This window comes from Saccharothrix sp. NPDC042600 (assembly GCF_040647305.1).
GTDB classification, from domain to species: Bacteria; Actinomycetota; Actinomycetes; order Mycobacteriales; family Pseudonocardiaceae; genus Actinosynnema; species Actinosynnema mutabilis.
Window position 1 is genome coordinate 21,439 of sequence record NZ_JBEZBW010000011.1, and the last position, 24,690, is coordinate 46,128.

27 protein-coding genes are annotated in these 24,690 nt (G+C 72.3%); 15 read left to right on the top strand and 12 right to left on the bottom strand.

The genetic code is table 11. The features are described from left to right. Nucleotides 1-23: 23 nt before the first annotated feature. The 6 genes from clpB to AB0A74_RS10525 all read left to right on the top strand — a co-directional run bounded on the left by clpB (nt 24) and on the right by AB0A74_RS10525 (nt 5,914). Complete coding sequence (gene clpB, locus AB0A74_RS10500) at nt 24-2,606, top strand: ATP-dependent chaperone ClpB (RefSeq protein WP_358248561.1); 2,583 nt, start codon at nt 24-26, stop codon at nt 2,604-2,606. A gap of 71 nt (nt 2,607-2,677) precedes the next feature. Beyond that, nucleotides 2,678-3,373: a hypothetical protein gene (locus AB0A74_RS10505; RefSeq protein WP_358248562.1), complete on the top strand. Its 696-nt coding sequence runs from the start codon at nt 2,678-2,680 to the stop codon at nt 3,371-3,373. Further along, entirely contained in the window at nt 3,370-4,149 is a 780-nt protein-coding gene (locus AB0A74_RS10510; protein ID WP_358248563.1) for an SDR family oxidoreductase, read from the top strand. Before AB0A74_RS10505 ends, AB0A74_RS10510 begins: the two co-directional genes overlap by 4 nt. 105 nt (nt 4,150-4,254) lie before the next feature. Continuing rightward, a complete protein-coding gene (locus AB0A74_RS10515; protein ID WP_358248564.1) occupies nt 4,255-4,608 on the top strand; it encodes a hypothetical protein in 354 nt (117 codons plus the stop codon). After that, nucleotides 4,605-5,492 (top strand): WXG100 family type VII secretion target, encoded by an 888-nt coding sequence (locus tag AB0A74_RS10520; protein ID WP_358248565.1) that lies wholly within the window; start codon nt 4,605-4,607, stop codon nt 5,490-5,492. The genes AB0A74_RS10515 and AB0A74_RS10520 overlap by 4 nt, the downstream gene beginning before the upstream one ends. Next, nucleotides 5,489-5,914 carry a hypothetical protein gene (locus AB0A74_RS10525; protein WP_343933964.1) on the top strand — a complete coding sequence of 142 codons (426 nt, stop codon included), beginning with the start codon at nt 5,489-5,491 and terminating at the stop codon, nt 5,912-5,914. The genes AB0A74_RS10520 and AB0A74_RS10525 overlap by 4 nt, the downstream gene beginning before the upstream one ends. A gap of 108 nt (nt 5,915-6,022) precedes the next feature. On the opposite strand, the gene AB0A74_RS10530 is transcribed toward AB0A74_RS10525, so the two are convergent. Then, a complete protein-coding gene (locus tag AB0A74_RS10530; RefSeq protein WP_358248566.1) occupies nt 6,023-6,595 on the bottom strand; it encodes a hypothetical protein in 573 nt (190 codons plus the stop codon). Between the two features lie 23 nt (nt 6,596-6,618). On the opposite strand from AB0A74_RS10530, the gene pyrE reads away from it, so the two are divergent. The 6 genes from pyrE (at nt 6,619) to AB0A74_RS10560 (ending at nt 11,391) form a co-directional block, all read left to right on the top strand. Next, nucleotides 6,619-7,203, top strand: a complete 585-nt coding sequence (pyrE, locus tag AB0A74_RS10535) for an orotate phosphoribosyltransferase (protein ID WP_309109846.1) — start codon at nt 6,619-6,621, stop codon at nt 7,201-7,203. Between the two features lies 1 nt (nt 7,204). Continuing rightward, entirely contained in the window at nt 7,205-7,897 is a 693-nt protein-coding gene (locus tag AB0A74_RS10540; protein ID WP_358248567.1) for a hypothetical protein, read from the top strand. 55 nt (nt 7,898-7,952) lie between these two features. Next, nucleotides 7,953-8,342, top strand: coding sequence for a DUF2784 domain-containing protein (locus AB0A74_RS10545; protein ID WP_358248568.1), 390 nt, complete (start codon nt 7,953-7,955; stop codon nt 8,340-8,342). Between the two features lie 119 nt (nt 8,343-8,461). Beyond that, on the top strand, nt 8,462-9,382 hold the full coding sequence (locus tag AB0A74_RS10550; protein WP_358248569.1) for a hypothetical protein: 921 nt from the start codon (nt 8,462-8,464) through the stop codon (nt 9,380-9,382). 493 nt (nt 9,383-9,875) lie between these two features. Next, complete coding sequence (locus tag AB0A74_RS10555) at nt 9,876-10,295, top strand: TrmH family RNA methyltransferase (RefSeq protein WP_358248570.1); 420 nt, start codon at nt 9,876-9,878, stop codon at nt 10,293-10,295. Between the two features lie 25 nt (nt 10,296-10,320). Next, the gene (locus AB0A74_RS10560; protein ID WP_358248571.1) at nt 10,321-11,391 is read left to right on the top strand and encodes a glycoside hydrolase family 76 protein; all 1,071 of its coding nucleotides are present in this window, start codon (nt 10,321-10,323) and stop codon (nt 11,389-11,391) included. Here the strand turns inward: AB0A74_RS10560 and AB0A74_RS10565 are convergent. Next, nucleotides 11,372-12,142 carry a TIM barrel protein gene (locus AB0A74_RS10565; RefSeq protein WP_358248572.1) on the bottom strand — a complete coding sequence of 257 codons (771 nt, stop codon included), beginning with the start codon at nt 12,140-12,142 and terminating at the stop codon, nt 11,372-11,374. The two genes, AB0A74_RS10560 and AB0A74_RS10565, sit on opposite strands and share 20 nt — an antisense overlap. Before the next feature lie 10 nt (nt 12,143-12,152). Further along, nucleotides 12,153-13,112, bottom strand: a complete 960-nt coding sequence (locus AB0A74_RS10570; protein ID WP_358248573.1) for a LacI family DNA-binding transcriptional regulator — start codon at nt 13,110-13,112, stop codon at nt 12,153-12,155. Between the two features lie 67 nt (nt 13,113-13,179). Between AB0A74_RS10570 and AB0A74_RS10575 the strand changes: the two genes are divergently transcribed. Beyond that, the gene (locus AB0A74_RS10575; RefSeq protein ID WP_358248574.1) at nt 13,180-14,019 is read left to right on the top strand and encodes a PfkB family carbohydrate kinase; all 840 of its coding nucleotides are present in this window, start codon (nt 13,180-13,182) and stop codon (nt 14,017-14,019) included. After that, nucleotides 14,016-14,636, top strand: coding sequence for a nucleoside/nucleotide kinase family protein (locus AB0A74_RS10580; RefSeq protein WP_358248575.1), 621 nt, complete (start codon nt 14,016-14,018; stop codon nt 14,634-14,636). The genes AB0A74_RS10575 and AB0A74_RS10580 overlap by 4 nt, the downstream gene beginning before the upstream one ends. Before the next feature lie 7 nt (nt 14,637-14,643). Here AB0A74_RS10580 and AB0A74_RS10585 read toward each other — a convergent pair whose 3' ends face one another. Beyond that, nucleotides 14,644-15,309 (bottom strand): DedA family protein, encoded by a 666-nt coding sequence (locus tag AB0A74_RS10585; protein ID WP_343933976.1) that lies wholly within the window; start codon nt 15,307-15,309, stop codon nt 14,644-14,646. A 103-nt stretch (nt 15,310-15,412) separates the two neighbouring features. On the opposite strand from AB0A74_RS10585, the gene AB0A74_RS10590 reads away from it, so the two are divergent. Continuing rightward, nucleotides 15,413-16,783, top strand: a complete 1,371-nt coding sequence (locus tag AB0A74_RS10590; RefSeq protein WP_358248576.1) for an FAD-linked oxidase C-terminal domain-containing protein — start codon at nt 15,413-15,415, stop codon at nt 16,781-16,783. Here the strand turns inward: AB0A74_RS10590 and AB0A74_RS10595 are convergent. The 8 genes from AB0A74_RS10595 to AB0A74_RS10630 all read right to left on the bottom strand — a co-directional run bounded on the left by AB0A74_RS10595 (nt 16,776) and on the right by AB0A74_RS10630 (nt 24,662). Then, nucleotides 16,776-17,720: a hypothetical protein gene (locus tag AB0A74_RS10595; RefSeq protein ID WP_358248577.1), complete on the bottom strand. Its 945-nt coding sequence runs from the start codon at nt 17,718-17,720 to the stop codon at nt 16,776-16,778. The genes AB0A74_RS10590 and AB0A74_RS10595 overlap by 8 nt on opposite strands. Before the next feature lie 77 nt (nt 17,721-17,797). Next, on the bottom strand, nt 17,798-18,946 hold the full coding sequence (locus tag AB0A74_RS10600; protein WP_358248578.1) for a glycosyl hydrolase family 18 protein: 1,149 nt from the start codon (nt 18,944-18,946) through the stop codon (nt 17,798-17,800). 54 nt (nt 18,947-19,000) lie between these two features. Beyond that, nucleotides 19,001-20,773 carry a hypothetical protein gene (locus AB0A74_RS10605; RefSeq protein WP_358248579.1) on the bottom strand — a complete coding sequence of 591 codons (1,773 nt, stop codon included), beginning with the start codon at nt 20,771-20,773 and terminating at the stop codon, nt 19,001-19,003. A gap of 80 nt (nt 20,774-20,853) precedes the next feature. Continuing rightward, nucleotides 20,854-21,597, bottom strand: a complete 744-nt coding sequence (locus AB0A74_RS10610; RefSeq protein ID WP_358248580.1) for a VTT domain-containing protein — start codon at nt 21,595-21,597, stop codon at nt 20,854-20,856. A gap of 9 nt (nt 21,598-21,606) precedes the next feature. Further along, nucleotides 21,607-21,795, bottom strand: coding sequence for a hypothetical protein (locus AB0A74_RS10615; protein WP_358248581.1), 189 nt, complete (start codon nt 21,793-21,795; stop codon nt 21,607-21,609). 53 nt (nt 21,796-21,848) lie between these two features. After that, nucleotides 21,849-23,000, bottom strand: a complete 1,152-nt coding sequence (gene nagA, locus AB0A74_RS10620) for an N-acetylglucosamine-6-phosphate deacetylase (RefSeq protein WP_358248582.1) — start codon at nt 22,998-23,000, stop codon at nt 21,849-21,851. Beyond that, the gene (locus AB0A74_RS10625) at nt 22,997-23,890 is read right to left on the bottom strand and encodes an ROK family protein (RefSeq protein WP_358248669.1); all 894 of its coding nucleotides are present in this window, start codon (nt 23,888-23,890) and stop codon (nt 22,997-22,999) included. The genes nagA and AB0A74_RS10625 overlap by 4 nt, the downstream gene beginning before the upstream one ends. Nucleotides 23,891-24,083: 193 nt before the next feature. Further along, entirely contained in the window at nt 24,084-24,662 is a 579-nt protein-coding gene (locus AB0A74_RS10630; protein WP_309109831.1) for a SigE family RNA polymerase sigma factor, read from the bottom strand. Nucleotides 24,663-24,690 lie beyond the last annotated feature (28 nt).

The following is a 24,690-nucleotide window of genomic DNA, read 5'->3' on the forward strand; positions in this document are numbered from 1 at the left end:
GGAACACGCGACCGAGGTGAGGAATGGACGCTTTCAACCCGACCACGAAGACGCAGCAAGCCGTGTCCGCGGCGGTGCAGGCGGCGACGATCGCGGGCAACCCCGACGTCACCTCGGTCCACCTGCTCGGCTCCCTCCTCGCGCAGGGCGACGGGCTGACCGCGCCGCTGCTGTCCGCCGTGGGGGCCGACCCCAAGCAGGTGCACAAGGAGTTGGAGCAGCTCAGCCGCGCCCTGCCGGCGGCCAGCGGGTCGAGCGTGTCCGCGCCGCAGTTCTCCCGGGACGCCGTGCGCGTGCTCGGGCGGGCGCAGGAGCTGGCCACCGAGATGGGCGACGAGTACGTGTCCACCGAGCACCTGCTGGTGGGCTTGGCGCAGCACGGCGGCCAGGTCGCCGACCTGCTGCGGCGGCACGGCGCGAGCCCGGAGGCGTTGAAGGAGGCGTTCGGCAGGGTGCGCGGGTCGGCGCGGGTGACCAGCCCGGACCCGGAGGGCACCTACCAGGCGCTGGCGAAGTACGGCGTGGACCTGACCGAGCGGGCCCGCAAGGGTGAACTCGACCCCGTGATCGGGCGGGACACCGAGATCCGCCGGGTCGTGCAGGTGCTGTCCCGGCGCACCAAGAACAACCCCGTGCTGATCGGCGAGCCCGGCGTCGGCAAGACCGCGATCGTGGAGGGCCTGGCCCAGCGGATCGTGGCCGGTGACGTGCCCGAATCGCTGCGCGGCAAGCGCGTGGTGGCGCTGGACCTGGGCGCGATGGTGGCGGGCGCGAAGTACCGCGGCGAGTTCGAGGAGCGGCTGAAGGCCGTCCTGAAGGAGATCACCGACTCCGCCGGCCAGGTCATCACGTTCATCGACGAGCTGCACACCATCGTGGGCGCCGGCGCGACCGGCGAGTCCGCGATGGACGCCGGCAACATGATCAAGCCGATGCTGGCGCGCGGCGAGCTGCGCATGGTCGGCGCGACCACCCTGGACGAGTACCGCGAGCACGTGGAGAAGGACCCGGCGCTGGAGCGGCGGTTCCAGCAGGTCCTGGTGGGCGAGCCGTCGGTGGAGGACACCGTCGGCATCCTGCGCGGCCTGAAGGACCGGTACGAGGTGCACCACGGCGTGCGCATCACCGACTCGGCGCTGGTGGCGGCGGCGACCCTGTCCGACCGGTACATCACCGCCCGGTTCCTGCCGGACAAGGCGATCGACCTGGTGGACGAGGCCGCGTCCCGGCTGCGCATGGAGATCGACTCCCGGCCGGTCGAGATCGACGAGGTCGAGCGGGCCGTGCGCCGGCTGGAGATCGAGGAGATGGCGCTGGCCAAGGAGTCCGACGCCGCCTCGGTCGAGCGGCTGGCCGCGCTGCGCGCCGAGCTGGCCGAGAAGCGCGAGGCGCTGGCCGCGCTGACCGCGCGCTGGCAGAACGAGAAGACGTCGATCGAGAAGGTCCGCGACCTCAAGGAGCAGTTGGAGCAGCTGCGCGGCGAGTCCGAGCGGGCCGAGCGCGACGGGGACCTGGGCCGGGCCGCGGAGCTGCGGTACGGGCGCATCCCGGCGCTGGAGAAGGAGCTGGAGGCGGCGACCCGCACCACGCAGGACGCGGCCGTGATGCTCAAGGAGGAGGTCGGCCCGGACGACGTGGCGGACGTGGTGTCGGCGTGGACCGGCATCCCGGCCGGGCGGCTGCTGGAGGGCGAGACCGCCAAGCTGCTGCGCATGGAGGAGGAGCTGGCCCGGCGCGTCGTCGGCCAGGCCGAGGCCGTGCGCGTGGTGTCCGACGCGGTGCGGCGCACCCGCGCCGGCGTCGCCGACCCGGACCGCCCGACCGGCAGCTTCCTGTTCCTCGGCCCGACCGGCGTGGGCAAGACCGAGCTGGCCAAGGCGCTGGCGGAGTTCCTGTTCGACGACGAGCGGGCGATGGTCCGCATCGACATGAGCGAGTACTCCGAGAAGCACTCGGTGGCCCGGCTCGTCGGCGCGCCCCCCGGCTACGTCGGCTACGACCAGGGCGGTCAGCTCACCGAGTCGGTGCGGCGGCGGCCGTACAGCGTCGTGCTGCTCGACGAGGTCGAGAAGGCTCACCCGGACGTGTTCGACGTGCTGCTGCAGGTCCTGGACGACGGCCGGCTGACCGACGGCCAGGGCCGCACGGTGGACTTCCGCAACACGATCCTGGTGCTGACCTCGAACCTGGGCTCGCAGTCCATCGCCGACCCGGCCCTGGACGAGCGGCAGCGCAACGACGCGGTCATGAACGTCGTCCGCCGCCACTTCAAGCCCGAGTTCCTCAACCGCCTGGACGACGTGGTCGTGTTCCACTCGCTGGCCACCGAGGAGCTGACCTCGATCGTGGACATCCAGATCGGGCGGCTGGGCAAGCGCCTGGGCCAGCGGCGGCTGTCCCTGGAGGTCACGCCCGCGGCCCGCGACTGGCTGGCCCTGAACGGCTTCGACCCGGTGTACGGCGCGCGCCCGTTGCGGCGGCTCGTGCAGTCCTCGATCGGGGACCAGCTGGCCAAGGAGCTGCTGTCGGGTGAGGTCCGCGACGGCGACACGGTGAAGGTGGACGTGGTGGACGACCAGTCGGGGCTCATCGTCGGACGGGCGTGATCCTCGACGGAGGCGCGCCACCGGACACATGATCTTCGTTTTGGTCGGTGTCTCCCGCTACCCTCGCACCCGTGGGCATACCGGCGTGGGTCTGGTTCACCGTCGCCGCGGTCGCGGGGGTGGCGGGGTTCGCCCTGCTCGCCACCGACCGGGCGCAGCGAACCGCGCGTAACCGGGAGCGGCGCAGGTGGGCCGCTCTGCGTGGCTGGCAGTTCGAGGAGACCGACCACGTGCTGCCCACACGGTGGGAGAGCGGGGCGATCGCCTACTACGGCACGGGCGTCGCGAAGGACGTGGTGGCCGGCTCGACGTTCACCGCGGACGGCCGCCGCCAGGTCTACGTGCTCGACCACGAGACCGGCGGCAAGGTCAACTCCGTGCTGGTCGGCGTGCGCTGCCGCCGCCCGGTGAACGTGGTGGTCGAGCTGTGGCTGCCCAGCGTGCCGTTCCAGCGCGACCAGATGCCCGACCTGCTGGGACCGGTCGGCTCGCGGTACGCGTTCGTCGGCGAGCTGCCCGCCGCCCGCAAGCTCATCACGCCGGACCTGGTCGACGCCGCCGAGGAGATCGGCGCGGACGTCACCGTCGTCTGGCTGGAGAACGACTGGGTGATGGCGGCGGCCCCGCCGAACTCCTCACCCGCCCGCCTGGAACGACTGCTGCGCGACCTGGGGGAGCTGGCTGACGTGGTCGACCCGTTCGACGCCGATCCGGACACCGACACCGGTGGCGAGGTCCACCGCCCGCAGTTCGGGCGCAAGCCGTGACCCCGCCGCTGGCCCTGGTCACGGGCGCGACCGCGGGCATCGGCGCCGCCTTCGCGCGCCGGCTGGCCGCCGAGGGGCACGACCTGGTCCTGGTCGCGCGGGACGTGGCGCGGCTGGAGAAGACCGCCGCCGAGCTGCGGGAACGCCACGGCGTGGCGGTCGAGGTGCTGCCCGCCGACCTCGCCGACGACACCAGCCGGACCAAGGTCGAGCAGGTGCTCGCCGAGCGCCCGTTCGACCTGCTGGTCAACAACGCCGGGTTCGCGCTGTCCGGCGAGTTCTTCACCTCCGACGCCGACCGGCTGGAGAGCCAGCTCTCGGTCAACGTGAAGACCGTGCTGCGGCTGACCCGGGCCGTGCTGCCCGGCATGGTGGAGCGCCGCCGCGGCGACGTGGTGAACGTGTCCAGCATCGCGGGCTTCCTGCCCGGCCGGGGTTCGACCTACAGCGCCGACAAGGCGTGGGTGACGGCGTTCTCCGAGGGCATGGCGCAGGCGACGGCCGGCACCGGCGTGCGCGTGCTCGCCCTGTGCCCGGGGTTCGTGCGCACCGAGTTCCACCAGCGGGCGAAGATTGACATGTCCGGTACGCCCGCGTTCCTGTACCTGGACGCGGACCGCGTGGTGCACGACTGCCTGGCCGACCTGCGCGCCGGCAAGCAGTTGTCCATCCCGGGCTTCCAGTACAAGGCCATCGCGACGATCAGCCGGCTCATCCCGCGCCCGCTGCTGCGCCGCATCGCCTCCCGGGCCGGGAACGCCCGCGGTCGAACGTGAGCGAAGCTCCTGATCAGAGCCGGTGAAAACCGGCCAAGATCACCGGGAACCGGGCACCCGTCCGGCTCGTCCCACTCCCCGAACTGGAGGAGGAGGGAACCGTCCATGGGTGAAGGCTTCCACGTCGAGCCGGCCGAGTTGAGGGGCTACAGCGAGCTGCTGACCCGCAACGCGCAGCACTTCACGACCATCAAGGACCACGCGGTCACGAAGGGCGGCGACACCTCGGGCTTCACCGGGTTGCTCTCGCTGCTCCAGCCGATCGTGACCGGCGTCGCCAACCTGTACGGGGAGACGCTGGACTTCGCGAACCAGATGATGACCAAGGAAGCCGAGGGCCTGGCCAAGGCCGCCGACATGTACCAGAAGGGCGAGGAGATGGCGATGAGCGTCCTCGACCGGGTGCTCGCCGAGCTGGCCAACGTCGCCGAGGCGCCGACCCTGGGTGGTGGCAAGTGACCGCGTACGCCGACGTCGAAGACCCCTCCGTCGCCCTCAACGCCGCCGCCGAGGACCGGCCGGGCCGGCAGTCCACCAAGGAGCTGATCGAGAAGGCCGGGTGGAAGATCCAGGGCGTCAACTGGATCTACGAGCAGGTCACCGGCGAGAACCTGCTCGACGCGCTGATCAAGCCGCTGCTCGGCGACTTCGAGAAGATCGACGAGAACGCCAACGCGTGGGACCGGACCGCCAAGGCCCTGGACTCCGTGCGGCACAACGTCGACGCGGGCGTCGACCAGCTCAACCCGCACTGGAACGGCGACGCCGCGCAGGCGTTCGAGGCCCGCATGAAGACCATGTGGGCCCTCGCCATCGAGGCCGACTCGCAGATCGCGCGGATCATCGGCAACAAGTTCCGGTCCACCGCCAACACCTGCCGCAAGGCGTGCGGCCTGGCGCTGACCCTGCTGGACATGCTGATCAGCAAGCTGCTCGAAGCGGCGATGACGGCGTGGATCCCGGTGGTCGGCTGGGGTCGCGCGGTGTGGATGGTCTACGACGCCATCCAGATCGTGGACGCCATCCGCAAGATCATCATCTCCATCCAGACGCTGATCGAGGGCGTCCAGGGCATGATCGACGGCATCGTCGCGATGGGCACCGCGCTGGCCAAGCTCAAGGACGTGCGCGACGTCAACGACCTGCTCGACGTGGTCGACGGCTACCAGGACGGCAAGGAGAAGTTCGACAACGGCATGGCCGCGGCCAAGTCCGGCGCGTTCGGCGTCGCCTGGAACGGCTACAAGCTGGGCAAGGCGGGCCACTCGGCGGGCACCCGCTACAACCAGGCCCCGCCGCCCGCGCCCGAACCCGCGCCCGCGCCGTCCGGAGGTGGCCAGTGACCTTCCCCTACGACCGCGAGCGCCTGAACGCGCTGGTCGCCGAGGTGGACGCGCGGCTGGAGAACGTGGACAAGGTCTCCCGCGAGGCGAGCAAGGTCCAACTGCGCTCGTCGGGCCTGTCCCAGGCGGACCTGGCCGAGATCAACCGCGCCGCCCACGGCCCCAACGCGCCGCGCGAGCTGCGCGAACTGGCCCGCCGGGTGGACGCCGGCGAGATGTCGTGGCAGGACATCGCCTCGGGCCGGGCGGTCGACGACCCGGGCGTGCAGGCGGCCCTGGCGACCGGCGTGCCGGACCTCCAGCGGGCGTACACGCAGCTCCAGGAGGGCAACGACCCGGAGGACGTCGTGGAGTCGGGCCGCCCCCGCCGCGGCGGCGGGGACGACGACGAGCCCAGCAGCTTCACCGAGGACGCCTGGTAAGCCACTTCACCCGATCCGCTGACGCCGCGCGTCGAGCCGAATCGTCGGTGGCGCGTGCGACCATGGCAGCGGGGGCCGGAGGCCGGCCCCCGCTGCCGCGCGCCGGGCTCAGGCGCTGGTCGGGAAGTCGAAGCCGCCGCCGCTCGTGTGGTTCGTCCCGATGCCGCGCACCACGTCGAACGCGAGCGCCGCGGCCAGCGCCAGCGACCGCACCGGCTCCGGCGTGCCCGGCCGCAGCCGCAGCACGTCCCGCCGCACCCGGCCGTTCGCGCCCTTCGCCAGGGCTCCCGGCGTGAACGTCGCCACGTCGGTCAGCCCGCACAGCCGCTGCCCGTTCGGGTCGAGCAGGGCGTAGGACCCCCGCCCCTCGCGCCGCACCGAGCCGACGGGCGTCCCGTCCGGCCGCGACACGCGCGTGGGCGGCTTGCCGGCCCCCTTGTGCACCAGCAGCAGCACCTGGCCCTGCGGCGAGGTGACGGCCAGGTCGTAGACGGTGCGCCCGGAGAACCCGGTGGCGCGCAGCAGCTTGCGCAGCGGACCGAGGAACTTCCGGTCGGCCGCGGTCGCCAGCGGCACGCCGTGCTCGGTCAGGGCGGTGGTCCGGTAGCGCGTCCCGAACAGGTGCCGGCCTGCGCCCCAGGGCTGCTCGATGACGAGCGTGTCGGTGCCGAACAGGTTCACGGTGTGCCAGCGTACGGACGCGTATGACAGTCTTGGACCCCGTGCGAACTGAAGTGGTTCTGGACGCCGGTGCCAAGGCCGAGCTGGCCCGGTTGGTGAGCGAGCTGGCCGTGGTGCACGGCAAGGTGACGTTGTCCTCCGGCGCGGAGGCCGACTACTACATCGACCTGCGCCGCGCGACGCTGCACCACGCCGCCGCGCCGCTGATCGGCAAGCTCCTGCGGCAGCTCACCGCCGACTGGGACTACGTCGCGGCGGGCGGCCTGACGCTCGGCGCGGACCCGGTGGCGTGCGCGATGATGCACGCCGCGGCGGCGGCCGGCGAGGTGCTCGACGCGTTCGTCGTGCGCAAGGAGACCAAGAAGCACGGCATGCAGCGGCGCATCGAGGGCATCGAGGTCGCGGGCCAGCGGGTGCTCGCCGTCGAGGACACCTCGACCACCGGCGGCAGCGTGCTGACCGCGGTGGAGGCGCTGCGCGAGGCCGGCGCGACCGTGGTGGGCGTCGCGACGGTCGTGGACCGCGGCACGGTGGCCCGCGAGGTCATCGAGGCGCAGGGCCTGTCCTACCGCTACCTGCTCGACCTGGCGGACCTCGGCCTGGCCTGACATGGTCTCCGCAGTGGTGTTGTTGCTGGTCGTCGTGGCGATCCTCGGAGTGGGCGTCGCCGTGGGGGTGGCGCGGCGCAAGCGCAACCCGTTCACGAACCCGCAGTTCGTGAACCAGTGGGAGCAGCAGATGCGCGCCCTGGAGGCGGCCCTGGGCTGGCGGTTCGTCGCCGAGGACCAGGGCTTCCAGGAGCGCGTGCCGCAGATCGGCCGGATGCTGGAGGCGGACCGCAGCCGGGTCCGCTTCCAGCTCGTCGGCGCGTGGCGGGGCGTGCCGGTGCTGGCCGTCGAGGTGTTGCTGCGCACGGACAACGTGGTGACCGCCGAGTACCGCACGTACTCGGTGGTCGTCGTGCCGCGCCCGATGCCCGGCCCGTGGGTGCTGATCAGCCCGCGCGAGGACAGCGTGTGGGGCATCTTCGAGCAGTTCACGGCCACCGGCGACCCGGCCTTCGACGCCCGCTACGAGGTCCGCCGCAAGAACCCGGCCTTCGCCGGCGCCCTGCTCGGCTCGGGCCTGCCGCAGGCGTTGCTGACCGACCCGCGTGCGGCGGGCGTGGCCATCGCGTTCGACGAGCACAACCTGGCGGCAGCCGTCCCCGCACCCCTGTTGCAGGCCCCGCTGGCCCACCTGGCGGACCTGCTCCTGGACATCGCGGGCCGGGTCCCCTGGCAGGCGCTGCCCCGCGGCTGATATTTCGCGGGCGTCCGGTGGGGGTGCGGCCTACCCTGGGTACAGGGAGGTCGTGATGGTCGCGCGGGCGCTCGCCGAACTGGTCATGGTGCTCCACTTCGGCGTGCTGGTCTTCCTGGTGGTCGGCGGTTTCCTGGCGTGGCGCTGGCCGCGGCTGGTGTGGCTCCACGTGGCGATGGCGGTGTGGGGCACCTTGATCGTCACCTTTCCCTTGGACTGCCCGCTGACCTGGCTGGAAAACGCTTTCCGCTCGGCGGCGGGGCAGGAGCCGTTGGCGACGGGGTTCATCGACACCTACATCGACGGGGTGCTGTACCCGGAGTCGGCGGCGCGGACGGTGCAACTCGTGGTGGCCCTGTGCGTGGTGGCGTCCTGGGTCGGGTACTACGTCAAGCGGCGCGCTGGACAAACGTGTAATTCGGTGCAGTTCACCAATCAGCGATAAAGCGGTCCCACCCCGATCACCGGACCGGCCCAATCGGTCTACCCGACCGTACCAATTTCATTTCACCGGCTGTCGCTTGCCTTACCCTTCGGTTATGGGTCGGGGAAGGGTGGGCGGCGATGGGGGTGGCGCGGACACGTCTTGAGGTCGGTGAGCACGCGCATCGGGGAAGGCGTCGGTCGCCGTTGTCGGTGTCGGGGTCGTGGCTGCGCGAACGCGCGGTGGACCCGGCGGGCGCCCGTTGGCTGGAAACGGCCGCGATGACGCTCGCCGTTTCGGGGTCCGGGGTGGCGCTCGGCGGGGCGAGGCTGGTGGGGTTCGCGCTGGTCGCCGCTGGTGTCGCGGGGCTGCGCGCGCTGCTCGCCGTGACGCGGTCCGAGTGGGGCGCGCGGGACGAGCGGGCGCGACAGCTGGTGATGCGCCACTGCGACGACCTCGAAAAGAAGCACGGCCGGAAATGGGCGGTGAAGGCGTGGCGCCAGGACGTCGACATCCTGCCCAACGGGGACGCGCGGCAGCGGATCGCCTTCACCATCGTGGCGCGTTGTGCGGAGTTGGACTTCTGCAGTTTCACCGACCGCGTGAACTGGGACTGGCCGGCCCGGTTCAAGCGGCGGGTGCAGGTGCACGTGCGCAGTGTCGAAGTCGGCGGCGAAGGCGGCACCCGGTTCAGGGCCACCTGGGTGTGGTTGGACGACAAACGGCTCAAAACCTTCATTCACCTGGATCAGCCGGTGCTGCGGGACGCTGAGGTGAGCTTCGTGGTGGATCTTCTGTGGCCGGCCAAATTCGCGCCATTATTGCTCGGAAGAACGCCTGATGAGGTATTGGTCTCCTTCGGTGAGCGCATCACTTCGGCGCAGTACGTCATCACCTTCCCGGCGGGCTGCCGGGTGCGGGTCGACAAGCTGGGTCTCGGGCCGGATGACCGGTACGTCCTGACCCACGTTTGGGGCCCCACGGGCAGGCCGGAGGTCGCCCTCTCGTTCGAGGGCATCGAGGCCTACCGCAAAGTGGGGCTGAAGATCGACCTCGCCTGACTCGCTGCACAGTCAGAGTAGCGCTCCGTCACCTGATTGTCGGCTTGCGGTGACGCTGCGCTAACCTCTCGCGGTGATCAACACGACCTCATGCAGGCGCTACGGCGTCCACGTCAACACCCCCGCCACCACCTCCTTGGGCGGTGGTGAGACAGGCAGTGGCGGCGATACCGACAAGTGAGCGCGGCCCTGCCAGTCGGGGGGCAGGGCTCGTCATGATGGTGCGGTGAAGGTTGTGTTGGAGGGGTTCCACGCGGTCAAGCATGCGGTTCGGTTTGGGGCTGTCGTGGGGACCGTGGTGGTGGTGGATCGGGGTCGGGCCGTTGCGTTTGCTCGGTCGCATGCGCCTGATCTTGTTGAGTTGTTCAACGATCTTGCCGTCGAGGTGGGGAGTGACGAGTTCGTTCGTGTGATCGGCAAGGCGCACCCCACCGGGGTCGGCGGGATCGTTGAACGACCGGAGTGGGGGATTGTTGAACGATCCTCGCCGCTGGTGTTGCTGGACAACCCTCGAAACCTCGGGAACTTCGGCGCGGTGATCCGGGTGGCGGCCGGGTTGGGGGCCGGGGGCGTGGTGTCGATCGGGGACGTGGATCCGTGGCACCCCAACGTCCTGCGCGGCAGTGCCGGGTTGCACTTCGCCCTGCCCGTGGTGCGGTTGGGCGGCGTGGAGGAGGTGGAGGGCGAGGTGATCGCGTTCGATGCCGACGGGGAGGATCTCCGGCACGCGCGGATACCGGACGACGCCGTCCTCGCCTTCGGGTCCGAGCGGCACGGGTTGTCCGAGGCGGTTCGGGCGCGGGCCGACCGGGTCGTGTCGTTGCCGATGCGCCCGAAGGTGTCCAGCTACAACCTGACCACCAGCGTCGCCATGGCCCTCTACCACTGGGAACTCTTCCGACGAGCTTCTTGACCGATCCAGTCGCGAAGCTTGATCCGTGACGACGCCGAAGCTCCTCGCCGCCCGCGCGGGCGTGGCCGAACGGGCCGTCGAGTCGCGGCACCTGCGGCGCGTGTGGGGGCTCCCGGGCACCGCGCTCGGCGCGGTCGCCTGGCCGGCCACCTGGTCCGCGCGCCTGCACGTCCGCTTCGGCTACTGGTGGCAGGCGCACCTGCTCGACTGCGTCCTCGACGCCCAGCTCCGCTCCCCGCGCGAAGCGCGCCTCAAGCTCATCCGCCGGCTCGTCCGCGGCATCCGCGTCCGCAACCTGCTCGGCTGGACCAACGACTACTACGACGACATCGCCTGGCTCGGCCTCGCCCTCCAACGCGCCGCCCACGCCGGCGTCCACAAGCCCCACGCCATCGAGGCCATCGCCCAACGGCTCCGCGACGGCTGGACCGACCACGGCGGCGGTGGGATCTGGTGGAAGCGCGACGACGACTTCAAGAACGTCCCCGCCAACGGTCCCGCCGCCATCTTCTTCGCCCGCCTCGGCGAGAAGGGCGGCCGCGCTCGGTCCATTGTGGACTGGATCGAGGAGTCGTTGCGGGACGAGGAGACCGGCCTGTTCTTCGACGGCCTGCACGTCAACCCCGACGGCACGGTCCGCGAGGTCGAGCGCAACCTCTACACCTACTGCCAGGGCGTGGTCCTCGGCGCGTGCGTCGAACTCGGCTCCACGCAGTACAAGGACCGCGCCGCGCGCATCATCACGGCCGTGGACAAGCACCTCGCCGACGACGGCGTCCTGCGCGGCCACGGCGGCGGTGACGCCGGCCTGTTCACCGGCATCCTCGCCCGCTACCTCGCCCAGGCGGCGCTGCGGCTCGACCGGCCCGAGGCGGCGAAGGCGGCCGACCTCGTGTTCACGTCCGCGGACGCCCTGTGGGGCAACCGGAGCGCGGCCGTCAGCGGACCGCTCTTCGGTCCACAGTGGACTGAACCGGCGGGCGACCCGGACCGCGCGAGCGCCGAGCGCGACCTGTCCGTCCAACTCGGCGGCTGGATGACGCTGGAAGCCGCGGCCCTGTTGGAGCGCAACGACCTCACGCCGCCACGGCGCTGATCCACCCCAGCAGCACGGCCGCGTCCTCCCGGAACCGCGCCGGCGAGTCGTCGGCCACGAACTCCAGCAGCACGTGCCGGTCCACGCCGTCGCGCGCCAGCTCCGCCAGCACCGGCCGCCACAGGTCCTCCCGCGCCGCCAACGGCAACCGGTCCGCGCCGCCACCGGGTCCCCACGAGAACACGTGCGCGGTCGTCAGGCGCGGCAGCAACGTCCGCACCTCCTCCACCGCGCTCGCCGCGTCCTGCCCGCCGCGCGGCTGCCAGTACGGCACCACCGACCCGTGCCCGACCTCCGCGTACAGGCGGGTCGCCGACTCCAGCGTGTCGGTCAACGTGTCGCGGTGGTGCTCCACGGCGATCCGGATGCCGTAGTCCTCCGCCCGCACCGCCGCGTCCCGGATCGCCGCCACGACCCGCGCCCGCCGGTCGGGAGGCGTCCGCGCCGAGCCCGTGTCCCCCGCCCACACCCGGATCCGCGGCGCGCCCAGCTCCGCCGCCGTCGCGAGCACCCGCGGCCACTCCCCGGAGTCGGTCACGCCCGCCCGGTAGTACGACCCGTATGCGGACACGCTCAACCCGGCGTCGGCGCACCGGTCGCGGGCGTCCCGCGCGGCGGGCAGGTCGTGCGGCCGCACGTGCACGTCGCCGCCCCACTCGACGGCCCACAGACCGCACGACCGCGCCAGGTCCACCACCTCGGGAACGGGGAGCGCGCGGAAGGTCACCGAAACCAGGCCGGGTACCAGCACGCGCCCCACGCTACTGGTGACAGCCGCAGGATTGGCGGTGTTTCAGCGCGGGCGCCAGCCGGATCGTCTCCGGCGCGCGGTCCGGGTCGGCGATGCGCGACAGCAGCAGCCGCACCGCCGTCCGCCCGATCTCCTCGACCGGCTGCGCCATCGTGGTCAGCGGCGGGTCGACCAGCTCCGCCCACTCCACCTCGCCGTAGGTGACCAGCGCCAGGTCGGTGCCGATCCGCACCCCGTGCGCCCGGGCCGCGCCGAGCACGCCCATCAGCACCTGGTGGTCGCTCACCACCAGGCCGGACACCTGCCCGAGCAGCGGTTCGAGCGACTGGGTGACCAGCTCTTCGTCCCACTTGAGCCCCGCCCGGCCCAGGCCCAGCCGGTACCCCAGGACCCGCTCGTCCGTCGTCGGCACGCCCGGCGCGCCGGTGACCAGGCCGATCCGCCGGTGCCCGAGGTCGGCGAGGTGCCGCACGAGCGTGGACGTGGCCTGGACGTTCTCCGGGCCCACTTGGTCGGTGTCCTGGGCCAGCGTCAACCGGTCCACCAGCACCGTCGGCACGCCCAGCCGGCGCAGCTCCGGCAGCGCCGCCGAGCCCGACGTGGGCGTGAGCAGCACCCCGTCCACCCGGCGCGACCGCAGCATCCGCACCGCCGCCTGCTCCGACTCGGCCGACTCGCGGGTGTCGATCAGGACCAGCGAGTACCCGGCGTGCGTGGCCTCGTTCTCGATGGCCGCGATCAGCTCCGCGAAGTACGGGTGCGACACCAGCGACACCGCGAGGCCCAGCGACTTGGTGCCGCCGGTGACCAGGGACCGGGCGATCGCGTCCCCGGTGTACCCGGTCTCCTCGATCGCCTTGAGGACCCGTTCGCGCGTGCTCGCGGCCACCGGCCTGGTCTCGTTGATCACGTGTGAGACCGTGGTGATGGAGACGCCGGCCAGCGCGGCGACCTCCTTCATGGTGACCATGTACCCGTCCCCGTTCGGCCGTGCGCAAGCGATTGCGGGGGACGATACCGGCTCGGAGGTGCACGTCGTGGCAGCCGTCCTGTGTGTCGGGCTGACGACCCTGGACGTGTCTCAGCTGGTCGCGGAGTTCCCCCGACCGGGCGACAAGGTCCAGTCGCTCGGCGTGCACCTCGCGCCCGGCGGTCCGGCGGCGAACGCGGCGCGGACCGTGGCGGCGCTGGGGCACCGGGCCGTGCTGGCGACGTCGTTGGGCGGCGAGCTGGGGCCGGTGGTGCGCTCGATGCTGGGCGGGGTCGAGGTGCGGTCGCTGGGGCCGGGCGGCCCGGCGCTGAGCATGGTCGTCGTGCGCGAGCGGGACGGCGAGCGGACCGTCGTGTCCCGCAACGCCTCCGGGTTCGCGCCGGAGTCCGGGGTGGACCTGGCCGGCTGCGACGTGGTGCTCGTGGACGGTCACCTCGGCCCGGTCGCCGTCGAGGCCGCCCGCCTGGCGAAACGCGGGGGTGTGCCGGTGGTGTTGGACGCGGGGAGCTGGAAACCTGTGCTCGACGACCTGCTGCCCCTCGTCGACGTCGCCGCCTGCTCGGCCGCGTTCCCGCGGTCGGCGGCCGAGGTGCACGCGTACGGCGTGCCGCTGGTGCTGCGCACCGGCGGTCCCGAGCCGGTCACCTGGTCGCGCGCCGGCCGGACCGGCGCGGTGCCGGTGCCCGCGGTGCCCGTGCGCGACACCAACGGCGCCGGCGACGTGTGGCACGGTGCGTTGGCGGTCGCGGTCGCCCGGGGCGTCCCGGCGGAGGACCGCGCGGTGGAGGACGCCGTGCGGTGGGCGAACGCGGTCGCGGCGGTGCGCGTGCGCAACACCGCGTGGGACTGGGTTGAGGAGCTGGAGCGGTGGCGGGACAGCGGGTGAGGTTCGACGACCTGGTCGACCGGGCGCGACGGCTGGCGGAACCGGGCGAGCGCAGGCTGCTCGGCATCGGCGGCGCACCGGGCTCCGGCAAGTCCACCCTGGCCCGCCGGCTCGTCGACGCCCTGGGCTCGTCGGCGGCGCTGGTCGAGATGGACGGGTTCCACCTCGCGCAGAAGGAGTTGGACCGGCTGGGCATCGCCGACCGGAAGGGCGCGCCGGACACGTTCGACATCCCCGGTTACGTGGACCTGCTCGGCCGGCTCAAGGCGTGCGGGCCGGACGTCGTCTACGCGCCGGAGTTCCGGCGGGAGATCGAGGAGCCGGTGGCGTGCGCGGTGCCGGTGTCGCCGGACGTGCCCCTGGTGGTGACCGAGGGCAATTACCTGCTCATGCAGTACGACAAGTGGAAGCGCGTGCGGGTGGTGCTGGACGAGGCGTGGTTCCTGATGATCGACGAGGACCTGAGGGTGTCCCGCCTGATCGACCGCCACGTCCGCTACGGCCGCTCGGTCGAGGACGCCCGCGAACGCGTGCTCAACGGCACGGACCACGTGAACGCCCTGATGGTGAACGCCTCGAAGTCCGCCGCCGACCTGGTGATCGGCGAGGTCCTCTGAGCCGGGCCTACTGCTGCGCGCCGACCTCTTCCTCGACCGGCTTGCGCATCTCCTGGCGGTAGCGGATCAGGCCGTACGCGGTGCCGACCACGAAGAACGCCACGCTCGCGATGACCGCCGCCGTCTGCAGCCACGGGATGGACGTGAGCAGCCCCGCCCCGTAGTAGCCGGCCAGGACCAGCGTCGGCACCCACGCCAGCGCGCCGATCGTCGTCGCGAGCATGAACCGCTTCGGGTCCATGCGGGCCGCGCCGGCGACCATCGGGGCCAGCGTGCGCACCCACGGGATCCAGCGGGCCAGCACGATCGCCCAGAAGCCGCGGCGGTCGAGGAAGTCGCGGGCCTTGGCGAGGTTCTCCTTGTTGAGGACCTTGCCGCCGCGGCGGGCCAGGAGCCGGGTGCCCGTGTGCCGGCCGATGTAGTAGCCGATCTGGTTGCCGACCACGGCCACGATCATCGCGGCGACCGACAGCAACCACGCGCTGAGCTCGCCGTCGTGCTGCGCGAGCACGACACCGGCGGCGAACAGCAGCGAGTCGCCGGGCAGGAACAGGCCGAAGATGAACGCGCACTCGAAGAAGACGAAGCTCAGCGTGATGAGCCACACGGCCAACGGGCCTGCGGTCTCCAGCGGGGCGAACGCCAGTGCTTCGGACGTTGCGGACAGAACCACGGGGCCAGCCTACGTGGCGCTTCGGACCGGTTTGGGCGACTCCGGGCGAACTGGTGCTGAAAGCTTCGGTTCGGGACGTGCCCGAGAGCGCTAGTTTGAGGTGATGGACGCCCTGCTCACGCGGTTGCGCGCCGCTGTCGGACCGGATGCGGTGCTGACCGATCCGGACGTCACCGCCGCGTACCGGCGCGACATGATGCCGCTTGCGCCCCACGGGCAGCCGCTGGCCGTGGTGCTGCCGACCGACGCGGGCCAGGTGCAGGAGGTGGTCCGGGCGTGCGCGGCCCACCGGACGCCGATCGTGCCCCGAGGGGCGGGCAGCGGGCTGTCCGGCGCGGCCAACGCCGTGGACGGGTGTGTGGTGCTCGTCACAACCAAGATGAACCGGATCGTCGAGATCGACCCCGACAACCGGCTGGCCGTCGTCGAGCCGGGCGTGGTCAACCTCGACCTGCGCGGCGCGGTGGAGAAGCACGGGCTGTTCTACCCGCCGGACCCGTCCAGCTACGACTGGTGCACGATCGGCGGCAACCTGTCCACCAACGCGGGCGGGCTGTGCTGCGTGAAGTACGGCGTGACCACGGACTCCGTCCTCGGCCTTGAGGTGGTCCTGGCCGACGGCGAGCTGCTGCGGACCGGCCGCCGCACGGTCAAGGGCGTCGCCGGGTACGACCTCACCAAGCTGTTCATCGGCAGCGAGGGCACGCTGGGCGTCATCACCCGCGCCACCCTGGCCCTGCGCCCGCTCCCGCAGGCCCCGTCCACGCTGGTCGCGACGTTCTCCAACACCGCCGACGCGGGCGCCGCCGTGGCGCGCGTGGTGCGCGAGGGCGTGGTCCCGTCGCTGATGGAGATCATGGACCGGACGTCCATCCGGGCCGTCGAGCAGTACCTCAAGACCGACCTGAACGCCGACGAAGCCCTGCTCATCTGCCAGTCCGACGCCGGCGGCGAGGCGGCGCGGCGCGACCTGGAGGTCATCGAGCAGGTCTGCAAGGACGCCGGCGCGGACCTCACCTACGCCACCGACGACCTCAACGAGGGCCGCGACCTGCTCACCGCCCGTCGCGCCGTGCTCACCGCCCTGGAGGTCTACGGGGCGTGGCTGACCGACGACGTGTGCGTGCCGCGGACCAGGATCGCCGAGCTGATCGCCGGGTGCGAGCGGATCAGCGCGGAGGTGGGGCTGCGGATCGCGGTCGTCGGGCACGCCGGCGACGGCAACATGCACCCCACGATCGTCTACGACCCCACGTCGGCGGACGAGTTCGCGCGGGCGCGGAAGGCGTTCGACGACATCCTGGCGGTCGGGCTCGCGCTGGGCGGCACGGTGACCGGCGAGCACGGCATCGGCAAGATCAAGCGCGAGTGGCTGGCGACCGAGATCGGCCCGGTCGGCCTCCGGGTCCACCGCGAGATCAAACGCGCACTGGACCCGGACCACCTCTTCAACCCCGGATCGATGTTTAGCTAGCGACGCCGAAGCGGTAGGCGTACCAGTTCGAGCCCAGCCCGTCCGCCCGCACGCTGCGCACCAGCACCTCCGTGCGGCCGGCGCGGGTCGGGGTCAGGCTGATGACCGCCGTGCCCGGGGCCTCGGCGGCGACCGTCCGCACCTCGCCGTCCTCGAACAGGTACTCGAAGGCCACCGTCTCGGGCACGGTGCTGTGAAGCTCGAACGCGCCCGTCACGCCCACGCCGCCCGCTTCCGTCTCGTACGGGTAGTCGGGGCTGTGCGCCCACGCGTACCCCAGCACGGCCTCGTAGCTGCGGAGGTGCTCGGCGGTCCGGGTGCCGTCCGCCGTGACCCCGAAGACCCGGACCTCGTTGAGGCCCGGCCGGTCCGACCCGATCGTCATGCTCGCCCGGCCGGCCGCGTCGGCGTCCACGGTCACCGGCTCGCCTTCGTTGACGCGGTACGTGTAGCGGACGATCGGCCCGAGGTGGCTCCACCGCGGCGCGAACGTGGCCGTGCGCGGCGTGCCGACCAGCGCGGACCACGGGGTGACCGTCGTGTCGGGGCCGGTGTAGGCGACCTGCGTGTCGTAGGTGCGCACGGCGGACGCGACGCCGTCCCGGTTCACGCTGTAGACCTTGAGTTCCAACGACCCGGGCGCGCCGGGCGTGATGACCGCCGTCGCCTTGCCGTCCGCGTCGGCCGGCACCGAGCCGCTGAGCCGCCGGTTCGCGTACCGGAACTCCACGACGTCCGCGACACCGTTGGCGTCGAACGAGAAGACGCCCGGCACGTGCTCACCGCCGACACCCGGGTACGGCGCGTTCTCGGTGTAGACGGCCGAGGACACCAGCGGTGCCGCGGGTTCGGCCGAGGCCGACGCGGGCGCCGTCACCGCGGTCAGTGCCGCGCCGATGGCGACGAGCGTGCCCAGGGCACGCCGAATACGACTCACTTTCCTTGCCCCCCAACGGTTTTCGGACACCCCCCTGGTGCCCGTCACCGAGTATGGCGGGACCGGGCGCGGTGTGGCTACCGGAATGGCGCGGCCATCGCGGTCAGCAGGCTGTGCCGCGCGTCGTCGTGGCCGAGTTCCCACATGAACGTGCCGCGCAGGCCGCGGTTCTTGGCGTACTGGGCGCGGATGCCGATCGAACGCGGGTTCTCGTAGCTGACGAACTTGCGCTCGGCCGCGTTGTAGAGCCACGGCGACCGCGCCACCGGGTGCCAGTGCTCGGTCCAGCCGGGGGTCGCCCGCAGCCGCTGCACCTCGTCGTAGCCGTCCACCCAGAACGCGCTCTCGTACGGCTGGTACAGCCCGTGGTCCGGCCCGGCCTCGCGGACCTGGAAACCCCGGCCGTAGAACGGCGTCCCGAGCACGAGCCGGTCCGGCCGGACCCCGTGGCGGACGTAGTACTCGACCGCGCCGACGACGTTGTTCCAGCGGCGGTCGGCGGCGGGCATCGGGTCCCGCGGCACCTCGCGCAGCGGCGCGTTGAACGTCGCCACCGGGGAGAAGCCGGTGCCCATGTCGTAGGTCATGAGGGTGATGAAGTCGAGGTCGCGGCCGAGCGCGCCGAGCTCGAAGCTGCGCGCCGGGTCGTAGGGCCCGTCGGTCTGGAGGCGCCCGGTCGGCAGCGCGGCGGTGACCAGCGCGCCGCGGGGCAGTTGGCGGCGGAACTCGCGGACCAGCAGCGTCATGTTGCGGCGGTCCTCGGGCCGGTCGGTGATCTCCACCGGGCCGCCGTAGACGGGGAACTCCCAGTCGACGTCCACCCCGTCGAACACGCCGTCCCGGAAGAACCGGTCCACGCACGACCGCACGAACGCCCGCCGCGACGCGTCGGTGAGCGCGGCGTCGGAGAACCCGCCCGCGCCCCAACCGCCGATCGAGATCAACGCCCGCAACGACGGCTTGCGGCGCTTGAGGTCGAGGATGTCGGCGAAGTCCTTCGCCGCCGTGGGGGCGTTGAGCGCGCACCGGCCGTCCTCGATCGTGGAAAACGCGTAGAACAGGTGCGTGATCGGCGTGTCCGAGGGGATCGAGGAGATCGGCTTCGACCCGCTGAACCAGTTGCCGTAGTACGCGCCCACGACCGCCTTCGGCGAAGCGACGGCGGTCGTGGGCACCGAGACGCCGGAGGCGAGCGCCAGCAGCACCGCGAGCCCGAGACGAAGCACCCCTCACTGGTACAGACCAATGAGGGGTGCGGTCAACCGCCGATCAGGCGGGCCTCACTCGTGCGCCACGAAGAACACGTACGAGTAGTGGTCGGTCACGAAGCCCCAGGACGTCCGCGCTCGTACCTGGAGGTTGTGGAAGCCCGTCGCGGTCGGCGTGTAGGTGATGGACGCCCGGCCGTCCACGGCCGGCACGGACACCCACTCGTCGGAACCCAGGGCGTACTCGTACGCGACGACCTGCGGCGTGGTCGAGGAGAACTCGAAGGTCCCCGGCACGCCGACGTCGCCGCCGACGCCCCACTCGGGGTATTCGACGCCGGCCACCGAGACCTGACCCGGGTCCACGTAGTAGTGCACGCCGACCTCGGCCGTCCGGACGCCGGCCGCCGTGACGCCGGAGACCATGATCAGCACCGGCCCCGGCTGGTCGCCCGGCACGGTGAACCTCGCCGTGCCGTCCGCGTCCGGGACCACGGTCACCGGCGGGCGGTTGCCGTCCCGGTAGGTGTAGCCGACGATGCCGGGCAGGTGCGGGCTCTCCTTCAGGACGACCTCGCGCGGCGTCCCGATGACCGCGTAGTGCGGCGTGACCTCGCCCCACGGCTTGGTGTTCGCCACGGTGAACTTGTAGGCGCGTTCGGGTCCGGGGTTGCCCGCCCGGTCCACCGCGCGCACCTTCAGCTCGGCGGTCCAGCCGTCGTTCCCGGGCTCGATCCGCGCGGTGGCCCGGCCCTGCTCGTCGGCCGCGACCTCGCCGCGGCCCGCGCCCTGGATCTCCCAGGTGTACGCCACGACGTCGGTCGCGCCGTCGGGCTCGAAGGTGAACGTGCCGGGGACGTGCCCGCCGCCGACCCCGGGGTACGGGGTGTTCTCCGGGTAGTCGGTGGACGACACGACCGGCGCCAGCGGCGCGGTGTAGTCGGTGGTGAACCGGCAGGGCGCGCTGACCGGGGACAGGTCGAGGCCGTCGTCCACCTGGACGGTCCACTCGTAGGTCTGGGCGTCGGTCAGCGGGTGCAGCCGGCCCCGGATGTCCCCGCCGAACGCGCTGTCGCCGGTGAACTCGCGCCGGTCCTCGGGCCGGTCCACGTTCTGCACCACGAACCGGGGCGTGCCGCGGTGGTAGGGGTCGGCGTCGGTGTACGTCGCCGTGAGCATCGCCGGGTCCCACCGCCGCAGGACGGTGTCGCCGCACGCCGTCCCGTGCGTGCGCAGGTCGGTCGGCGTGCCGGGCGCGAAGTTGCTCGCCACCTCGGCGAACAGGTCGGCGAACCGACGGCTGTCGCGGACGTCCCACTGCCGCGCCCCCGACAGGCGCAGGGCGACCGTCACCTTGGTGCGGCCGGCCGCGAGGGTGTCGGCGAAGACCTTCGCGAGGTCCCAGGTCGAGTAGCCGCGGCACTCGGGCGAGGTGCGGCCGGGGATCAGCTCGATCTCGCGCGGGGCGTGGGCGTACGTCGGCTGCTCGGAGACGTCGGTGCGCCACAGTTCGACCGCGCGCGGACGGGAGCAGTCCGCGGCGTCCCGCTCCCACACGTGGGCCTTGGCGGAGATGAGCCGCGCACCCCGGTACCACGACAGGTCGAAGGTGAAGTACGCCTTGGAGTTGTGCAGCTTCCCGTCGGCGTCGCGCCACGTGCCGACCGGGTAGTCGCCGTTCGTCGGGATCGTGTCGTGCGGCGCCCGCAGGTCGGTGTGGACGGCGGACGTCCGCAGTGCCCTGGTATACGTCGGCTGCTGGTTCGCCGACGCCGGGACGGTGGTCGTGGTCAATGCCGCACCCACCACCAGGAGCGTGCCGAGGGCACGCCTCAAGCGGCTCATGAAAGCCCCCCAAAAGGTCAAAAGGGGCGCCTGGTGGCGCCCCACGACCTATCGAGGGGTGATCGAAACGCGTTACGCGGTCAGTCGATGCGCTTGAACTGCTGCGTGGCGTCGTCGGCGCGGTCGAACTGCTGGGTGATGTCGTCCGCCTCCTGCGTGAGGAGCGCCTTCTTCTCCCGCCGCGCCTTGATGACCTCGATGATGATCGGCACGATCGACAGGAAGACGATCAGGAGCAGGATCATCTCCAGGTTGTCGCGCACGAACTCGATCTGCCCCAGGAAGTAGCCCAGGACGGTCAGGCCGGCCGCCCACGCGACACCGCCGATGAACGAGTACGTGAAGTACTTGCGGGCGTCCATGCGGCCCACGCCGGCCATCGCCGTGATGAACGTCCGGACGATCGGCACGAACCGCGCCAGGACGATCGCGCGCGCCCCGTACTTCTCGAAGAACTCGTGCGTCTTGTCGACGTACTCCTTCTTGAAGATCTTGGAGTCCGGCTTGGTGAACAGCGCCGGTCCCGCGCGGTAGCCGATCCAGTAGCCCACGACGTTGCCGAGCATCGCGCACGCCGTCAGCAGCACGCACACCAGCCACAGCGGGTAGTCCATCAGGCCGCTCGCCACGAACAGGCCCGCCGTGAACAGCAGCGAGTCGCCGGGCAGGAAGAACCCGACCAGCAGCCCGCACTCGGCGAAGATGATGAAGCACAGGCCGACCAGCATGTACGGCCCGAGCCCCTGGAGCAGGACCTGCGGGTCCAGCCAGTCCGGGCCGAGGGCGTGGGTGGTGGTGGTGAGCGCGACCGTCACGCGGACCACGGTACAGGCTCAACGGAGCGTGATTACCGCCACGACCGTGCCGGCGGCCAGGCCGAGCAGGACGGCGAGCAGCAGCACCCAGCCCGCGCCCAGCGCCGGGCGCCCCGGGTCGGGCGTCGGGGCGGGCAGGCTCCCGCCGGTGCCGGCGACCTGCGCGCGCAGCGCGTCGACCACCAGGCGCTCGTGCTCGTCGGACATGCCGTCCAGTATCGCGCGCCGCCCACGTCGTCGGGGGCGGCGCGGCGCAAGCGCTACTCCTTGACCCACTCGCCGCGCGCCATGACCTCGCGCGGGCGGAACTCGTCGTCCAGCACGACCAGGTCGGCCGCGAGGCCGGCGCGGACCTCGCCCGCCTCGACGCCGAGCAGCCGCGCGGGCCGCGTGGCGGTCGCCAGCACGGCCTCCTCGACGGTCAGCCCGCACGACTGCACGGCGTTGCGGAACGCCGCGTCCATCGTCAGCGTGCTGCCCGCCAGCGACGCGCCGCCGGCCAGCGTCGGCACGCCGTCCACGACCCGCACCTCCAGGCCGCCCACGTCGTACACGCCGTCGCCCACGCCCGCCGCCGCGATGGCGTCGGTGACCAGCACGGTCCGGCCGGTCCCCGCGTGCCGCGCGGCGAGGCGGACCGCCGTCGGGTGCAGGTGGACCAGGTCGCAGATCAGCTCGACGGTGACCCGCTCGTCGTCCAGCAGCGCGCCGATCGGGCCGGGCTCGCGGTGGTGCAGCGGGCGCATGCCGTTGAACAGGTGGGTCGCGACGCTCGCTCCGGCCTCCACGGCGGGCCGGATCTGGGCCTCGGTCGCGTCCGTGTGCCCGATGGCGGCCAGGACACCGTTGTCGACGAGGCGGCGGACCGCGTCGACACCGTGCTCCAGCTCGGGGGCCACGGTCACCATGCGCACGGTCCCGCGACCGGCCTTGAGCAGCGCGTCGACGGCGGCGGCGTCCGGCGGGCACAGGATGGCGGGGTCGTGCGCGCCGCAGCGCGCGGCGGACAGGAACGGGCCCTCCAGGTGGATGCCGGCCACCACGCCGTCGTCCACCAGCTCGGCCAGCGCCTTGACCTGGTCGGCCAGTTCCGGGATCGGCCGGGACACCAGGCTGGCCAGCATGGTCGTCGTCCCGTGCCGGCGGTGCGCGGCGGCGGCCCTGCGCACCCGGTCCGGGTCGGCGCTGGTGAACGCCTCGCCGCCACCGCCGTGGCAGTGGATGTCCACGAAGCCCGGCACCAGCCAGCCGCCACCCACGTCCGTGGTCGGCCCGTCCGGCGCGGCGCCGTCACCGACGGCGGCGATCCGGCCGTCGCGCACCGCGACCCAGCCCCGGTCGAGCACCCCGTCGGGCGTGACGACCCGACCACCGGTCAGGGTCACGTCCACCGGTCCACCCCACGTGCTCATCTCTCCTCCAGCATGTCGATGGCCAGCAGCGCGGCGCCGAGGCAGCCCGCCTCGTCACCCAGCGCGGCCAGCCGCAGTTCCGGACGCCGCTGGAAGGTGATCAAGCCGTCCAGCCGGTCCCGCAGCGGGTCCACCAGCAGCGGGCCCGCCAGCGCGAGACCGCCGCCCAGGACCACCGCCTCCGGACCCAGCAGGGCCGCCACGAGCAGGATGCCCCGTGCGAGCGCGTCCACGGCCTCGTGCCACACGACCACCGCGTCGTTCTCGCCCGCTCGGACCAGCCGCGCCACGTCCGCCGCCCCGGTGACCGGGTTGCCGGAGCGCTCGGCGTACCGGCGGGCGATCGCGGCGGAGGACGCGCGGGCCTCGACGCAGCCGGTCTGGCCGCAGCCGCACGGGTCGCCGTGACCGACGTCCACGTGGCCGACCTCGCCGACGCTGCCGTCGCCCCGGTAGATCCGCCCGTCCAGGACGAGCGCGGCGGCGATGCCGGTGCCGATGGGCATGATCACGGCGTCGCGCAGGCCGCGGGCGTTGCCGGTGCGGAGTTCGGCGAGCCCTCCCGCGCGCACGTCGTGCCCGAACGCGGTGCGCAGGCCGGTGCGGGCCTCGACCTGCTTGACGAACGGGTAGTCCTGCCAGCCGAGGTTCGCGGAGTACACCCCGACGCCTTGCGCCTCGTCCACGACGCCGGGCACGACGAGACCGACGGCCTCGACGTCGTCGGCGCCGGCACGCAGTTCGTCGACCAGGGCGGCCACGTCGTCGACCACGGCGTCGGCGTCGCGGGTGGTCGCCCGGCGCCGCTGCCGCACCGCGCGCACGTCGGATGCGGTGCCCGCCACCAGGGCGGCTTTGGTCTCGGTGCCGCCGACGTCGACGGCTATCACGTGTCTTGTGCGTGCCACGAGGACCGATAGTGCGGCATCGAGCCGCCATTGGTCTATACCAAGTGCCCGATTCCCCCACCCGGTACACATCCGCCCACCCTCCGCACCCGGGTTCTCCCACCCTTCGGGACGCGAGGTGGTAAGCGCTTTCCGGGCATGCGGGCACGACCGGCGGGGGTGCCGGGGAGTGCCGTCAGGCGGTGCCCATGATCTTCTGGAGGGCGTCCAGCGCGCGGCTGGCCGTGCTCTTCACGGTGCCCTTCGAGATGCCGGTGGCCTCGGCGATCTCGGCCTCCGACAGGTCGCCGTAGTAGCGCAGCACGAGCACCTCGCGCTGGCGCGGCGGTAGCTGGGACAGCGCTTTCACCACGGCCTGGTGCTCGGCGGTGAGCATCGCGAGGCTCTCCGCCGACCGGGCGTTGGCCACGTGCGGCGGGGTGTAGTCGCGGGCGGTCTTGCGGCGACGAAGGACGCTGCGCGAGCCGTTGACCACGGCGGTGCGCAGGTAGCCGACCGCCGCCTGGGCGTCCCGCAGGCGCGACCAGTTCCGGTACAGGCCGGTGAACGCCTCCTGCACCACGTCCTCGGCGGTCGAGGGCTCGTCGACCAGCAACAGCGCCAGGCGGACCAGCCGCATCCGATGCTGCCGGTACAGGTCCTCCAGCGTGAGGGGACCGGTCGGCGCGGGCGCGACGCCGTCCTGGATGCGCAGGTTCGTCAGCGTGTCCTGCACACGCGCGATGCCGCCGCTGTGTTGTTCCGAACCGACCACGGAAAAGACGGTACCCGGTTCGGGGGTA

Bases quoted from the DNA above. Each gene is read 5' to 3' on its own strand.
- AB0A74_RS10540 (WP_358248567.1), top strand. From the start codon at position 7,205: ATGGTCTCCGCAGTGGTGTTGTTGCTGGTCGTCGTGGCGATCCTCGGA.
- AB0A74_RS10615 (WP_358248581.1), bottom strand. From the start codon at position 21,795: ATGTCCGACGAGCACGAGCGCCTGGTGGTCGACGCGCTGCGCGCGCAG.
- AB0A74_RS10545 (WP_358248568.1), top strand. From the start codon at position 7,953: ATGGTCGCGCGGGCGCTCGCCGAACTGGTCATGGTGCTCCACTTCGGC.
- AB0A74_RS10605 (WP_358248579.1), bottom strand. From the start codon at position 20,773: ATGAGCCGCTTGAGGCGTGCCCTCGGCACGCTCCTGGTGGTGGGTGCG.
- AB0A74_RS10550 (WP_358248569.1), top strand. From the start codon at position 8,462: ATGGGGGTGGCGCGGACACGTCTTGAGGTCGGTGAGCACGCGCATCGG.
- AB0A74_RS10570 (WP_358248573.1), bottom strand. From the start codon at position 13,112: ATGGTCACCATGAAGGAGGTCGCCGCGCTGGCCGGCGTCTCCATCACC.
- pyrE (WP_309109846.1), top strand. From the start codon at position 6,619: ATGACAGTCTTGGACCCCGTGCGAACTGAAGTGGTTCTGGACGCCGGT.
- nagA (WP_358248582.1), bottom strand. From the start codon at position 23,000: ATGAGCACGTGGGGTGGACCGGTGGACGTGACCCTGACCGGTGGTCGG.
- AB0A74_RS10515 (WP_358248564.1), top strand. From the start codon at position 4,255: ATGGGTGAAGGCTTCCACGTCGAGCCGGCCGAGTTGAGGGGCTACAGC.
- AB0A74_RS10590 (WP_358248576.1), top strand. From the start codon at position 15,413: ATGGACGCCCTGCTCACGCGGTTGCGCGCCGCTGTCGGACCGGATGCG.
- clpB (WP_358248561.1), top strand. From the start codon at position 24: ATGGACGCTTTCAACCCGACCACGAAGACGCAGCAAGCCGTGTCCGCG.